The organism is Vibrio sp. Y58_MX_L22 (assembly GCF_024181865.1).
In the GTDB taxonomy this organism is placed as follows: domain Bacteria; phylum Pseudomonadota; class Gammaproteobacteria; order Enterobacterales; family Vibrionaceae; genus Vibrio; species Vibrio alginolyticus.
In genome coordinates this window covers 276,820-290,943 of the sequence record NZ_JAMZAN010000003.1, presented here as the reverse complement: position 1 = coordinate 290,943, position 14,124 = coordinate 276,820, and the positions used below count along the sequence as shown (strand labels likewise).

Below are 14,124 nucleotides of genomic sequence, written 5' to 3'. Positions count from 1 at the left end.
CATCCACTCAGACCAAGAACCAATTTACTATTGAAACAGGCACTAAGAGGAAGGTAGATTACAAGAGTATAGGATGACTCGGCTAGGTAATGAATAGAGCTGAATTAGGCTCATAAAAAAGCTAAAAGAGCAGTAGATGAAAAAAGCGTTAGTATTCTCCCTGATTTCAATGGCCGCTTTTGCGCCGAATGTGCAGGCCACCCAAGTTCTTAATGGGTATTGGGCATATCAAGAGTTTTTAGACCAGTTTCCACAACAGAAGCAGTTAACTAGTGCGTTGGCTGAAGTGGTAAGAGAAACCCCTGTACCCGTAGCAAAAGACAAAAAGCGTCCACTGAAAATTTCTGTTGTTTATCCAGGGCAGCAGATCTCTGATTATTGGATTCGAAACATCGATGCGTTTGAAAAACGCCTAGATAAGCTTGATATCGACTATCAACTAAATCAAGTGTTTACTCGTCCTAATGCAGATATAAAGCAGCAAAGTTTGTCTTTAATGGAGGCGCTGAAAAGCAACTCCGATTACTTGATCTTTACTCTAGATACCACAAGACATCGTAAGTTTGTTGAGCATGTCTTAGATTCAAAGAAAACCAAGTTAATTTTACAAAATATCACCACACCTGTTAGGGATTGGGAACATCATCAGCCGTTTCTTTATGTTGGTTTCGACCACGCAGAAGGAAGTCGTGAATTGGCCGTTGAGTTTGGCAAGCGTTTCCCTAAACATAGCCACTATAGTGTTCTCTATTTCTCGGAGGGCTACATTAGTGACATCAGAGGCAACACTTTTATCAACCAAGTGAACCGCGATAACCAGTTTGAACTACAATCTGCTTACTACACCAAAGCAACAAAGCAATCTGGGTATGAAGCTGCAAAAGCCAGTTTGGAGAAGTATCCGGACGTTGATTTCATTTACGCGTGTTCTACCGATGTAGCATTAGGTGCTGTTGACGCTCTTAAAGAGTTAGGTCGTGACGATGTCATGATCAATGGTTGGGGCGGCGGTTCAGCAGAGTTAGAGGCGCTTTCTAAAGGGGAGTTAGACGTTACCGTTATGCGTATGAACGATGATACAGGTATTGCAATGGCTGAGGCCATTAAGTGGGATTTAGAAGGAAAGCCAGTTCCCACCGTTTACTCTGGTGATTTTGAAGTCGTTACCAAATCGGACTCTCCAGAAAGAATTGAAGCATTAAGAAAACGTGCATTTAGATACTCAGATAATTGATGACAACTACATCAAAAACAAGAAAGCGTCGCTCACTGTCGACGCTTATTACCAAAATAATTATTCTCGTACTTGCTCCGATCATTCTAGGCATCTTTGTTCAGAGTTATTACTTCTCGAAGCAGATTATTTGGCAGGAAGTCGACCGAACCAAGCAGCAGACCTCTGCCCTGATCCTGAACATTTTTGATAGCCATTTTGCAGCGATTCAGATTCATCACAACAGCAATTCGAAAAGTGATGTTGTATTGGATTTTTATACAGAACGTGATGAAGAGGCACTCAATTACTTTTTCATGAGTATTGACCAGAGTGATCCTTCCCATACACCGGAGTTTCGTTTCCTAACCGATCATCAAGGTATTATTTGGGACGATGGCAACGCGCATTTCTATGGCATCAACAACCTGATACTTAGCCGACTTGCCAGTCAAGTGACCTTTAGCAACAACTGGTATTATCTACCCTCACAGACCCCGATGGGAACTCGCCATCTTTTACTTCGTCGTGTACCCGTTTTACAACCTAAAACCGGTGAAGTGATGGGGTACTCTTACAATGTTGTTGTTTTAGATAATAACTTTGGGTTGATGGAAAGGCTAAAAAATGAAGGCAACGTCGACAATGTTGTGTTGGTCGCTAACAACACACCATTGGCAAGCTCATTAGTAGGAGATGAGGCTTATCAAATATTTGACGTACTCAAACGACGAGAGTCCCAGCACAAGCTTGACCAATTATTGATCATCAAAACCCCTATTGAGGTAAATGCCGCCGAGACTGACTTGTGCTTGCTTACTGTGCAAGACAATCAGAGCGTGGTGACATTGCAAATCCAACACCTGCTAGCAATGCTAGCCTCAGTTATCGGTATGGTCATGATTGCGCTAATGACTAAAGAATGGATCGAGAATCGAGTAGTTGAAGAGTTAGGATCCCTGATGGCATATACCCGCTCGGCTCGTGAAGAAAAAGGATTTGAGCGTTTTGAGGGGTCAGATATTGAGGAATTCGATCATATTGGTTCGACACTAGAAAACACTTTTGAAGAGCTTGAAGCACAAAAGCGCTCTTTCCGCGACCTGTTTAACTTTGCGTTATCTCCTATTATGGTGTGGTCTGAATCGGGTGTGCTTGTCCAAATCAATCCGGCAGCACGCAAAGAGTTAGTCATGGAAAACGATATTGAAACCATGCACCCAGTGTTCAAAGGTTTCAAAGAAAAGTTGATGCCACACCTTCGCATGGCGGCTCAGGGAGCTACGTTGACAGGCGTTAATGTGCCAATTGGAGACAAAGTATATCGCTGGAACTTATCGCCGATTCGAGTTGATGGAGATATTAGCGGTATTATTGTTCAAGGTCAGGATATAACCACGCTAATTGAGGCGGAAAAACAGAGTAACTTGGCGCGCAAAGAAGCAGAGAAATCTGCTCAAGCCCGTGCCGACTTTCTGGCTAAAATGAGCCATGAGATCCGAACGCCAATCAATGGAATTTTAGGGGTTGCTCAATTGCTAAAAGACTCTGTGGAAACAGAAGAGCAGAATAACCAAATTGACGTACTTCGACATAGTGGTGAGCACTTACTTGCTGTTTTGAATGATATTTTGGACTTTTCGAAGATTGAGCAGGGAAAGTTTAATATCCAAAAGCACCCGTTTTCTTTCACTGATACAATTCGAACGTTAGAAAACATTTATCGTCCTATTTGTGAAAGTAAAGGCGTCAACCTTGTCATTGAAAACAAAATAGATCCCAATGTTGAAATCTTTACTGACCAAGTTCGTCTGAACCAAATTTTATTCAACCTAGTCAGTAATTCTGTGAAGTTTACGCCCTCGGGTAGCGTGCGCTTGCACGCGGAACTTGAGCAGTTCTATGGCGCTGACAATAGTGTACTGGTCGTGGAAATTACGGATACAGGTATCGGCATCGAGTCTGACAAACTCGACCAAATGTTCGAACCTTTTGTTCAAGAAGAAGCAACAACGACTCGAGAATACGGTGGCAGTGGCTTAGGGCTGACCATTGTGAAGAGCCTTGTCGACATGCTGGAAGGTGATGTTCAAGTCCGCAGTCAGAAAGGCTTAGGAACGACTTTTGTCATTACAATGCCAGTGAAAGATCGTGAGCGAGTACTCACCCCTCTTGATTCGAGTTTGCGAGTTAAGCCAGGTGAACTATTTGCAGAGAGTCTCAAAGTGCTGTTGGTAGAGGATAACCATACTAACGCATTCATTCTAAAAGCGTTTTGTAACAAGTACAAAATGCAGGTTGATTGGGCGAAAGATGGGTTAGAAGCAATGGAATTCTTAAAAGATCATACTTACGATTTGATACTGATGGACAACCAACTTCCGCATCTTGGTGGAATTGAAACGACCAAAGAGATCCGACAAAAGCTAAAACTAGGCACGCCAATTTATGCGTGTACTGCTGACACCGCGAAAGAAACCAGTGACGCCTTTATGGAATCGGGTGCGAATTACGTGCTTCTCAAGCCGATTAAAGAAAATGCGCTCCATGAAGCATTTGTGGATTTTAAGCAGCGGTTCTTAGTCGAGCGAACATGAATAATTGGCTCACTACGAGATAACCCAATTATTCATTATCTGAAAAGCACAACACCATGACTGTGGGTTGTGCTTTTTTGTATCTGACCCTTTTACTCTTATACAAATCAGACTTTATTGGTCTCGACGTTTGTTGTGTACATCGCTGCATTTCAAGTTCAAACATAGTGTTGTGTTACTTAGATTTCTGCCCCTTCACTGACACACCCAACGTGATTTCAATCACAAAAAGATATTTACTTAGCGTGCTAACTATTTTATATTACTTAGCACGCTAAGTAATTGAGTAGATCTTATGATTCAAGACATCAACAGTTTGCGAGACCTTTCTCTGGCTGAAAAATTATCTCGTGTTGCTCGTTTGTGGAAAATGGTTGCAGATCGCGAGTTAGAGCCTTTAAACCTAACGTATCCGCGTTGGACTGCGTTATGGAAGCTTTATCGAATGGGTGACAACATCAGTCAGAAGCATTTGGCTGAAGCGCTTGAGATCGAGTTAGCGTCGTTGATGCGAACATTAAAATTATTAGAAGAGCAATCTCTGATCGTTCGCCATTGCTGTGAACACGATAAGCGAGCACGTATTGTTAGCCTCACAGAAGAGGGGAAAACCCTACTAAAGCAAATGGAGGCTCGAATTCTTCAAGTTCGAAGCAAGCTCCTAACGGACATCAACGACCAGGAACTTCAGCAGCTTTCATTGATTCTTGATCAGATTGCTCACAATGCACTTGATTCACTTAGCGAATAAGTCAGAAAACCGAATAAAAAGAGAAGTAAACGCCTATGACTCCAGATCAAAAATTCGCACGTTGGATCAAATATTCTTGCGTCGCGTTTGTCCTTGTCTTTGCCTATTTTCTAGTTGCAGATCTCGCCATGCCGTTGACGCCTCAGGCAATGGCAACGCGTGTGGTAACTAAAGTGGCCCCCCGTGTGAGTGGGCAGATTACACATCTTTATGTTGCCAACAACCAAGAAATAAGCCAAGGCGATCTACTATTTCAGATTGATCCCCTGCCTTATCAGCTCGCCGTAGAAAAGGCTCAACTTAACCTTGAGCGTGTGATTCAAAACAACGAACAACTTGATGCTTCTATTGCGGCGGCAAAAGCAGACGTTGAAGCGAGCAAAATCGTGGCGGAACAAAAAGTTCGCGAAGCGAAACGTCTTAATACCCTGTTTCACCGTAATGGTACTTCGCAACAACAGCGCGATGACGCACAGAGCAGCGCAACGGCAGCTAAAGCGAACTTACTGGCCGCACGTGCTCGTTTAAAAGAGTTGGAAGTAAACCGCGGTGATTTAGGCGCGACGAATGTGAATATCCGCGTGGCGCAAAACCAGCTAAAACAAGCGGAACTTAATCTGTCTTACACTCAAGTCTCGGCGGAACATGATGGCGTTGTCGCTAACTTGCAGCTGGAGACGGGGGCCTATGCAGCAGCTGGTACACCTCTTGTCGCTTTAGTCTCCGATGACGTGGATATCATTGCCGACTTTCGTGAAAAGAGTTTACGACACTTTAATCAGAACAGCCGTGCGTTAGTGGCTTTTGATAGCTTACCTGGTGATGTATTTGAAGCTCGTATTACGAGTGTGGATGCCGGGGTCAGCTCGGGTCAATTCGATGCGGATGGCCGCTTAGCAACACCAACTGACTCAAACCGTTGGGTGAGAGACGCGCAGCGCTTACGTTTACATTTAGCTATCGATGAACCTCAGCAGCGCGCATTTCCAGCAGGGGCACGAGCAACCGTGCAGTTGTTGCCAGAAAACGCATTATCTGGCTGGTTAGCGAGGTGCCAGATCCAATTCTTGAGTCTTCTTCATTATATTTATTAACGAGGAGGCGATATGAAGTTATGGGACCACCCCATGTCGGAAAACGACTTCCGTCAGTGTTTGCGCATTGCAACTGGTGCGACCATTGGTTTCACTTTATGTAAAGTATTTGGTTGGAACTATGGCGTATTCTTTACTGTAACCCCGATGCTGTTACTTGGAATGGTGCCAGTCATGAGTCTACATGCCGCACGACAACTGATTTTTTCAGCGGTTGTGTGTGGATTAGAAGTTGGTGTTCTTGGTGGGTTATTTGGTGGGCACCCTGGCATGATGACAATCATTGCATTCGGGTTGTTTCTGTATAAATTCGCCTGTATGTCAAAAGGGAGCTTATTCTTATTTGGAGCGAACAGCGTACTGAGCTTAAGCATCATGCTGCATTTTGCGAGTTATCCAACCACTGACTTAAATGACCTAATATTTAGCAATCTGCAAGCGAATGTTATTTCAGTGATCGTTGCTTATGTGGTGACATTTTTGATTCCCGATGCGGAACCTCGTCAGCCACCAGCGAAACCGTCGCAGCCTAAACAGAGTCATCGCATGCGTCATGAAGCCCTTATGGGGGCGAGTATCGCTACAATGTCTTTCCTTGTATTCCAGCTATTTGACCTCAGTGACTCTATGTCTGCTCAGGCGACAACCTTACTTTTATTGTTTCCTATGCATTGGAACGGTGCTTTAGGGTATGCGCGAAAAAGAGCAATGGGGACCTTGATGGGGGTGACCTTTGGTGTTGTCGGACAACTTGTATTATACGATTGGTCGGATACCTTATTGTTTATCGTCCCATTGCTTTGGATTGGTGCAATGATGTTCAGTTATATGCACGTGAAAGAGTCTAGCGGTTCGGGAGCCGGATTTGGCGGTTTAACCACATTAGGCATTTTGTTCGGCCAATATCTTACTCCGGATGGTGACTTAATGTTCAGTGCGCTGTATCGCGTGAGCAGTATTTTGTTTGCTATTGTTGCGACGCTGCTTGTGACCTATACGGTTCACAGAATACTCAACAGCTTTGAGGCGACGCGCTTTAGCGAGCAGTAAGTTCAGACGTTACTGGTTAGAAAGGATTGCTCCAGTAACTCTGTTTTTAGTTCGTGAGTCATCGCAATGGGACTGGCAAACTTAATTCCAACTACCCATCCCTTCACCAATTTCTTAATGTTGGCAATGACACATCGATTTTCTTCTCCGATATAGTGGCTTAACGGGCATTCGATGGTAACACTCTCACCCACGTTGAATTCGGGCTCAATCAAGGTTGATATACCAACACCTGCTAGAGAGAAATCGATAAGGCTACCGTCGTAGACATTCCCTGCATGAATAACGTTACAGTCCATTTGCAACTTGTAACGCTCATGTTCCCGAACTGGTTTGGTTGCAAATGTTCCTGGAATGCGGATAAACAAAAGGGGAGATGGTCGAACGGTCGTCGTCAGCACGCTGGACTTAAACGCAATGACATGGCCTAACTCCGTATCTGATACACCACGCACTATGATATCGGCGTTGGGGAGTTTTCTCATCACTTGCTCTTCAAGCAAACGCATTGGTATATCAAGAATCAAATAAGCATTTTCTTTCATCCCAAGATAGGTGGTGGAATACGTATATTGATCCTTAGGCCCAAATTCGAAATTAGTAGAAAGTTTCATTCCCGGTTTGAGAAATCTATGCAGTTCATCTTTAGTATGAGTGGCTGGCATCACATTGGCGTTTTAATTTTTAGTTAAGCTGAGGCTATCAAAACGCCATTTTGTTATTCAAGATAGTAAGGCATAAGTTTTTGTAAAATCATCGCTATCTGTGAAGTGGTGGGCGATAAGTTTGGTTCATTCCACCTTTCATAAAGATTTGGCTTGCCACAATACTGCCGCATGTGACCAACATCAGCGCTAACCAAGTGAGAGAATCTGGTTGTTCACCAAAAATTGGAACGGCAAGAAGTGTCGCGACGACTGGAGTTAATGAACCAAAAGCTGCGCTGGCTTCGGCACCGATGATCCTAATTGCATAAATGAAAGTGAAAGAAGCGATTAAACCTGCGCCAACACCTTGTAGCATCGCGTGGCCAAATAACTCCTCCCATGGCCACTGGCTGAACGGTGTTACCACCAAATAACTGTCTACCCACCCGAAACCAACGGCGATGATGAGCAGAGCCAAAGACGCGATTGCAACGAATCCTGCACAGACGTGTGCATTAAGATTGGCGACACGAGCGCTGATGGTGAAAGCAGCCCACATGATGCTGCCAGTTAGAAACAGGATATGCCCTTGTAATTGAGACCAGTTGTACTCTGCGCCGCTATTAGAAAGAAGGAATACGAAAATCCCTAACAACACCGTAGAAAGCCCGATTAAGCGGTGAGCACTCAGCGACTGTTGATAACAAAGTACCGCGATAGCAGAAACAAACAATGGCAAAGTGCCAGGTACTAATGCACTGCCGTGCGCCACGGGAGCGAAATGCATAGCCGTTCCGACGACCAGAAGATAGGGAAGGCCGCTTCCAACCACAACACCAACCAGGTAGCGTTTAGGCACGACGCGCAGCGACTGTTTATGCTTAATCACAAATGGTAATAAAATTATACTTGGGATGAGAAAGCGAACTAACGCGATATCGGCTGGCTGCAAGGCAGAAATTGCGCCCCCTTTTAAAGAAATAAAGAAACCAGACCAAAGCAGTAAGGTCGTTAATATAGCTGCGTATCCCAAGATCATTATCGACATGTCCATTTGTAAATGATGTGTTAATTGTTGAATAAAACTCTTGCCAAAGGGAGGCAAAGTTTGACGTAATTAGGCTTGATATTGGTGATAAATTGCGTATAAATGTTAATTATTAGTGATTAAAGGCACGGGAGAATAAATGGATAAAATTGACAGGCAACTTATCAACCTAATGCAGAAGGATGCCACTCTGACAACTGCAGAACTTGCTGACCAAGTAGGGCTATCGGCATCACCTTGTGCAAGGCGCATTAAGCGTTTGGAGCAAGAAGGTGTAATTAGTGGTTATCGAGCTATTGTGTCCAGAGACACTGTAGGCATCGCGATGACTGTATTTGTTGAAGTGAGTTTAAATAACCACCAAGCTTCTTCGATTGATGAGTTTGAACATGCCGTTGTTGAGATGGATGAAGTGATCTCATGCCATGTCGTATCAGGGGCTTATGATTACCTGTTAGAGGTGGTCAGCAAAGATCTTGCTGGCTATGAAACATTTACTAGAAAGTTACAGCGATTAGAAAATGTGAAAGATATTCATACCCACCTGGCGATTAGACAAGTGAAAGGAAATGGCAGTTTGCCGATTTATGCATAAGAAAGATGAAATTTTTCGATAGACTTAAGATTGCTCACTATCATAGAAAGAGATATGGGCAGTTTGGTAAAGACAGAGCCCGAACTCTGGGATGGGCAGATAAGTATAGTCAGATCAGCCGTTTTGAGGCGTTGTGCCGAGGGTTAACGTTAGACGGTTCAAGTATTTTAGATATTGGGTGCGGCTACGGAGACTTGTTAGCGTTTATCGAACTTACGGGATTGCATCCTCAAAGCTATATTGGCATTGATCAGCAAAAACAATTTATCTCTGAAGCCAGAAAACGAGATTTTCGTACGCAAAGTAAGTTTATATGTGGCGACTTTTCAACGTTGGTATTGCCTCGTTGCGATTTTGTTTTTGCTTCCGGATCATTGAACTATCAATCCACCAACCCAAATCATGCCATTGAAATGATTGATAAAATGTTCCGAGCGACAGAGAAAGGTTGTGTGTTTAACTTGTTGGATGAATCCAAACTACCCAGCATGAAAATGTTAGCGTCGCACAATAAAGAAGGTGTCTTTCGCTATTGTCGGTTGCTGTGTCCGAATACACGATTGATTGAGGGATACTCCGAGCACGACTTTACGATTGCCATGATCAAAAAAGCGGAGTCCGTTTCCTGACTCCGCTTAATAAATTCTTAAGCCTTATTGGTTTTTGTATTGTGAGATTTCACAGTTACCTGTGTATCTATCAACCTTGAATGAGAACGCGGCTGAATGGTATTCCCTCCCATCACTCCATATTGTTTCTCCGAAGATTTTACACAGATCCAAATCACTGATTGAACCGAACTCTTTTACGTGCCTAACTACTGACAAAAACTTGGCTTTGGTAGCATTAGGACATTCCCTGTTACTTAATCGATTGATAACCATGTTTGTAGCATCATCTCCAGCCAAATGTGACTTTTTATTAAATTTTATTAATGGCTAAACTAACCAAAAAATGTCCATAAGTAAAGCATTAATGTGACGTATGTCTCTATAAATTGATTGTCTTGGTCATGGTTTAGTCAAGTTTGTCAAAGGGAACAATCCCATTATTTACATTTGATATCATTCACGACTAAGGAAAGATAAAAAGCACGAATAACGTCCAATATTGGAGTGAAAAACCAACATCGTCTATTCAAAACTGGCTCTGTTTTTACTTCGAAACATCTTGAGCGTATTGAAGCGCTCGGGCTTCTTTATCATAGACTTGTGACAGAGTTTGATATTGTGAAGAGAGGCGCTTGTAATCTTCAGCAAGTTCCAAAGCGTTGGTGTTATACCATTCCGCAGTTATTTGATTGGCTGTTTTGTTTGACTCGCGGCACTTCTGGGCCAGTATCTCCCACCCATTTGCTGACCATTGGGATTGTGTGCTCAATTTAAGCAGCTGATTCGCTTTAGTTGTGAGCTCTTCTTTGTATTGAATCGATGCTTTTAATTGCGCTTTGAACACATTTTGGTTCGACTTGGCACGCCAAAGTAGCACGAGCTCATGCAGTGAAAAGGTTTCGGACAATAACTGACGCTGTTTATGTTCGGTCAAAAGTGTATTGAATACCTCAACATGCTGATTGTAATTGGACTCTAAACGATTGAATTGGGTAAGATTGTCATTCCACGACGATGGGTTACATTGAATATTGGCGTGCCCCGTTATCGGGAACAGAAGAAATAGTAGTATCCAATTGAGTCTGTTGATCATTATTGCTCGCGTTAGTTGACCTGCTCTTTTGAGTATATACCCAAATTTCTACGACATGCGTGCTGCTGGTGGGATAAGAATAAAGAATGAAAAGGAAAAGGGCATGAAGAAAATTCTCGTCGCATTGATTGTCATGCTGTTGCTCGGCGGAGCGGGGGCTGGATACTATTTCTTCTTTATGCAGAAAGATGAACCTGAAGCACCAAAGGCTACACAAGTCGAGCAATCGTCACTGCAAAAAGAAACATCCAAACCGATTCTGGATTTAGAAGCCGTTCCCCCGGAAGTTACCGAGTACTACGTTATTGAGCGTCGTGTCAATGTTTACAACAAGCCTAACCCTAATGCTTTAGTTGTCGATACGCTCTATAAGGGAGAAAAAGTATCGGTGTTAGAAAAAGTAGATGGGTGGTACCGAATCTCCGGCTATCTTGTCTATGAAGAGGGTGGAGAAGAAAAAGCCGAATGGTTGAATGCTGAAGGGTTATCGGATGCAGAGCCAGTTATTAAAGAGCAAGAGCGCTTAGAGATATTGGATGAATACCTACAGAAGTCGGATGATTTAAAAGTTCACTTGGATATTTTCCGTAAGAAAACACAGCAATTGTTAGACGATGAAACCTGTGAACCGAGTGATTTTGAGGAGCTCGGAGGCTGGGTTCGTTCTGTGACGTTCAAAAAGCGCAACGTTTACTTCATCTATTGTGGCGGTTTGGAGCAAGAGAACAAGATCTACTTAGATGTTGATAAGGGCGATATTTTTTATCGATAACTCACGACCAATTACACTAGTTCTCTAAAGACGTTTTGATAAATGCAATAACGATGCAAACCTGAAATCAGAGATTTATAACTTTTTAGTTGTGAACCATAATCAATAGGAATACTATCAACGAGTCAAGTGACCTAACTTGGCTCTTTGTGTTTTTAGTGAGTTCCTATGTCTTGGATTTACCTTAGAAAGTTGATTTTGCTGCTATTTGCAATGGTATTGCTACCAGTGCATGTATCTGCTGCGCAAATCGACCACAAGGCTCACGTACCGCACTTTTCTAAGCTACAACCTTTTGTAGCCGCAAGTGTATCGCCAAACTCTTCCGTCGATTTTTCTGAAGTCTCAGAAGAAAGCTCTCAATCTCCAGTATCTGAAGGCCATGCAAGTCTCGATTCCGTTGCTTTGTTTAACTCTCAGCGCTGGACGTCTTACTTACGGGAAGGGCTTGATGACGAGCACGTAGATTTTGTCGGCGATCTCACTACTCCGTTTTACGCTGATGCGGGTTACGCATACAGCTTGATGGACATTAACTGGCGTCACAACCAGTCCACATTTTATCATTTCACAAGCGATCATCGCATTTCTGGTTGGAAAGAGACCAATGCCATGTACGTCGCACTCAATAGTCAGTTTTCTGCCTAAACACCATTTATTTGCACCATTGTGCACTCTTAACACGACGATTGTATTCGACAGGACGTGAGCGTTCTGAGCATTTCATACCCTGAATTTATTCTGGGAGCATCTGTCGTGTGTTAAGCCTTGTTATTAAAAGCTTCACTTCATCGTGAAGGGATGATGTTTACATGAAAAAAACACCAAAGCAGCAAAAGAACAGAAAGCTGATGAATCACTACTCAGCTTGGAAATATGTAGTATTAATCACGACGGTCATTATTTTAACCCTAAGTGCTATACCAACTTGGTTTGGCGAACAGCCTTCTATCCAGTTGACGTTTTCGGAGCAAAACAACAGTGAAATGTCGGTTGTTCATCTGAATCAACTGCTAAAAACCAACCATATTTCAGCCGACAAAATCATCGAAAAAGACGGCAAAACAACCATTGTATTCGATGGTGAAGATGCGCAAAGTAAAGCTCGTGTGTTGTTAAACAAAGAGCTAAATAAAGACGACAGCATCACTTTCTCATACGTATCGGTTGCGCCAGAATGGTTGAATGAGATGGGCTTTAGCCCAATTAAGCTCGGTCTTGACCTTCGTGGTGGCGTTCAGTTCTTGTTGAATGTTGATGTGAATAAAGCGTTTGAAGAACAACGTGATGCATTGATTGATGAAATCAAAGCGAACCTACGTGATCAACGTGTTCGTGGTGTGCAAGTTCGAGCAGAAAGCGGCAACCGAATTACGGTAAACAGTGACAGCGAGCAAGCATTGTCGGAAGTGAACAAGTTCTTGCGTCAAAATTACCCGGGCTGGATTTCAAAAAGTTCATCTCGTGGCTTTGTGCTTGAACCGAGTGAACAAAATATCCAAGAATTTCAATCGTCGACTCTTCAACAAAACCTGAAGATCATGCGTGGTCGTATTGAAGAACTTGGTATCACAGAAGCACTAGTGCAACGCCAAGGTAAAGAGAGCATTCGAATTGAGCTCCCTGGTGTACAAGATCCTGCTCAAGCGAAAAACGTTATTGGTGCAACAGCAAGCTTGGCGTTTTATGAAGTGAAAGATGCGAGCCAAGCACACAGCAGCCAAGATCTTGTTCTTCAAGATAATGACGGTCGTACTGTGATTTTGGCAAAACGACCAGTTCTAACGGGCGAGCACATCGTGAACGCTCGTGCTGGTGTCGACAAAATGGGCATGTCAGAGGTAAATATTTCTCTTGACCACGCTGGTGGTAAGAAAATGAGTGACTTCTCAGCAACTCACATCGGCAAGCCAATGGCGACCGTTTACCGAGAGTACAAAACAAACGATCGCGGTGTAACTGAGCGTAGTGAGCGCGTTATCAGCGTCGCAACTATTCAATCTCAACTTGGTAGCCAGTTCCGTATTACTGGGGCAGGTAGCATGGACGATGCACAGCAGTTAGCGCTATTACTTCGTGCGGGTTCACTAACTGCGCCGGTTACTATTGTGGAAGAGCGTACTATCGGTGCTTCTCTGGGTGCAGAAAACATTGAAAACGGTTTTGCAGCGCTGGCTTTAGGTATGGGTTTAACACTGACCTTTATGGCACTTTGGTACCGCCGCTTAGGTTGGGTAGCAAACGTGGCGCTTTGTGCCAACATGCTTTGTCTGCTTGGCCTAATTGCCTTGTTACCAGGTGCGGTTCTAACGCTTCCAGGTATTGCCGGTTTAGTGTTAACCGTCGGTATGGCAGTAGACACCAACGTTATTATCTTTGAACGTATTAAGGACAAAATGCGTGAAGGCCGCAGCTTCGCTCAAGCGATTGATCTTGGCTTTGACAGCGCATTCTCGACCATCCTTGATGCCAACATTACTACCATGATCACCGCCGTGATTTTGTACGCCATCGGTAATGGCCCAATCCAAGGCTTTGCCTTAACACTCGGATTAGGTTTGTTAACCAGTATGTTTACAGGCGTATTTGCCTCTCGAGCAATGATCAATTTAATTTGGGGCCGCGATGCCCGTCGTGATGTGAGGGTTTAATC

Annotated in this window: 14 protein-coding genes; 10 read left to right on the top strand and 4 right to left on the bottom strand. The window is 43.5% G+C overall.

Annotated elements, in window-relative coordinates; genetic code table 11:
- Positions 1–136: 136 nt before the first annotated feature.
- The 5 genes from NL626_RS08995 (at position 137) to NL626_RS08975 (ending at position 6,705) form a co-directional block, all read left to right on the top strand.
- Positions 137–1,234: an autoinducer 2-binding periplasmic protein LuxP gene (locus NL626_RS08995; RefSeq protein WP_005385634.1), complete on the top strand. Its 1,098-nt coding sequence runs from the start codon at positions 137–139 to the stop codon at positions 1,232–1,234.
- Positions 1,234–3,810: a quorum-sensing autoinducer 2 sensor kinase/phosphatase LuxQ gene (luxQ, locus tag NL626_RS08990; protein ID WP_169644399.1), complete on the top strand. Its 2,577-nt coding sequence runs from the start codon at positions 1,234–1,236 to the stop codon at positions 3,808–3,810. The genes NL626_RS08995 and luxQ overlap by 1 nt, the downstream gene beginning before the upstream one ends.
- Before the next feature lie 295 nt (positions 3,811–4,105).
- Positions 4,106–4,561 carry a transcriptional regulator SlyA gene (gene slyA / locus NL626_RS08985; protein ID WP_017635177.1) on the top strand — a complete coding sequence of 152 codons (456 nt, stop codon included), beginning with the start codon at positions 4,106–4,108 and terminating at the stop codon, positions 4,559–4,561.
- 35 nt (positions 4,562–4,596) lie between these two features.
- Positions 4,597–5,655, top strand: a complete 1,059-nt coding sequence (locus NL626_RS08980) for an HlyD family secretion protein (protein ID WP_065275182.1) — start codon at positions 4,597–4,599, stop codon at positions 5,653–5,655.
- Between the two features lie 12 nt (positions 5,656–5,667).
- On the top strand, positions 5,668–6,705 hold the full coding sequence (locus NL626_RS08975) for a DUF2955 domain-containing protein (RefSeq protein WP_065275183.1): 1,038 nt from the start codon (positions 5,668–5,670) through the stop codon (positions 6,703–6,705).
- Positions 6,706–6,707: 2 nt separating this feature from the next.
- On the opposite strand, the gene NL626_RS08970 is transcribed toward NL626_RS08975, so the two are convergent.
- Positions 6,708–7,370, bottom strand: coding sequence for a flagellar brake protein (locus NL626_RS08970; RefSeq protein ID WP_054576118.1), 663 nt, complete (start codon positions 7,368–7,370; stop codon positions 6,708–6,710).
- Between the two features lie 94 nt (positions 7,371–7,464).
- Complete coding sequence (locus NL626_RS08965) at positions 7,465–8,391, bottom strand: DMT family transporter (RefSeq protein WP_053307237.1); 927 nt, start codon at positions 8,389–8,391, stop codon at positions 7,465–7,467.
- Positions 8,392–8,539: 148 nt separating this feature from the next.
- Here NL626_RS08965 and NL626_RS08960 point away from each other — a divergent pair, with 148 nt between their 5' ends.
- Complete coding sequence (locus tag NL626_RS08960; RefSeq protein WP_005373581.1) at positions 8,540–8,995, top strand: Lrp/AsnC family transcriptional regulator; 456 nt, start codon at positions 8,540–8,542, stop codon at positions 8,993–8,995.
- Positions 8,996–9,000: 5 nt separating this feature from the next.
- Complete coding sequence (locus NL626_RS08955) at positions 9,001–9,624, top strand: class I SAM-dependent methyltransferase (RefSeq protein ID WP_253657243.1); 624 nt, start codon at positions 9,001–9,003, stop codon at positions 9,622–9,624.
- Between the two features lie 24 nt (positions 9,625–9,648).
- On the opposite strand, the gene NL626_RS22985 is transcribed toward NL626_RS08955, so the two are convergent.
- Positions 9,649–9,879, bottom strand: a complete 231-nt coding sequence (locus tag NL626_RS22985; protein ID WP_080276950.1) for a hypothetical protein — start codon at positions 9,877–9,879, stop codon at positions 9,649–9,651.
- 271 nt (positions 9,880–10,150) lie between these two features.
- Positions 10,151–10,699: a hypothetical protein gene (locus NL626_RS08950; protein WP_017635183.1), complete on the bottom strand. Its 549-nt coding sequence runs from the start codon at positions 10,697–10,699 to the stop codon at positions 10,151–10,153.
- A gap of 103 nt (positions 10,700–10,802) precedes the next feature.
- Between NL626_RS08950 and NL626_RS08945 the strand changes: the two genes are divergently transcribed.
- The 3 genes from NL626_RS08945 (at position 10,803) to secD (ending at position 14,122) form a co-directional block, all read left to right on the top strand.
- Positions 10,803–11,471 carry an SH3 domain-containing protein gene (locus NL626_RS08945; RefSeq protein WP_237305887.1) on the top strand — a complete coding sequence of 223 codons (669 nt, stop codon included), beginning with the start codon at positions 10,803–10,805 and terminating at the stop codon, positions 11,469–11,471.
- Between the two features lie 168 nt (positions 11,472–11,639).
- Positions 11,640–12,119 (top strand): hypothetical protein, encoded by a 480-nt coding sequence (locus NL626_RS08940; RefSeq protein ID WP_033906372.1) that lies wholly within the window; start codon positions 11,640–11,642, stop codon positions 12,117–12,119.
- A 164-nt stretch (positions 12,120–12,283) separates the two neighbouring features.
- The gene (secD, locus tag NL626_RS08935; protein WP_017635185.1) at positions 12,284–14,122 is read left to right on the top strand and encodes a protein translocase subunit SecD; all 1,839 of its coding nucleotides are present in this window, start codon (positions 12,284–12,286) and stop codon (positions 14,120–14,122) included.
- The last annotated feature ends 2 nt before the right edge of the window (positions 14,123–14,124 follow it).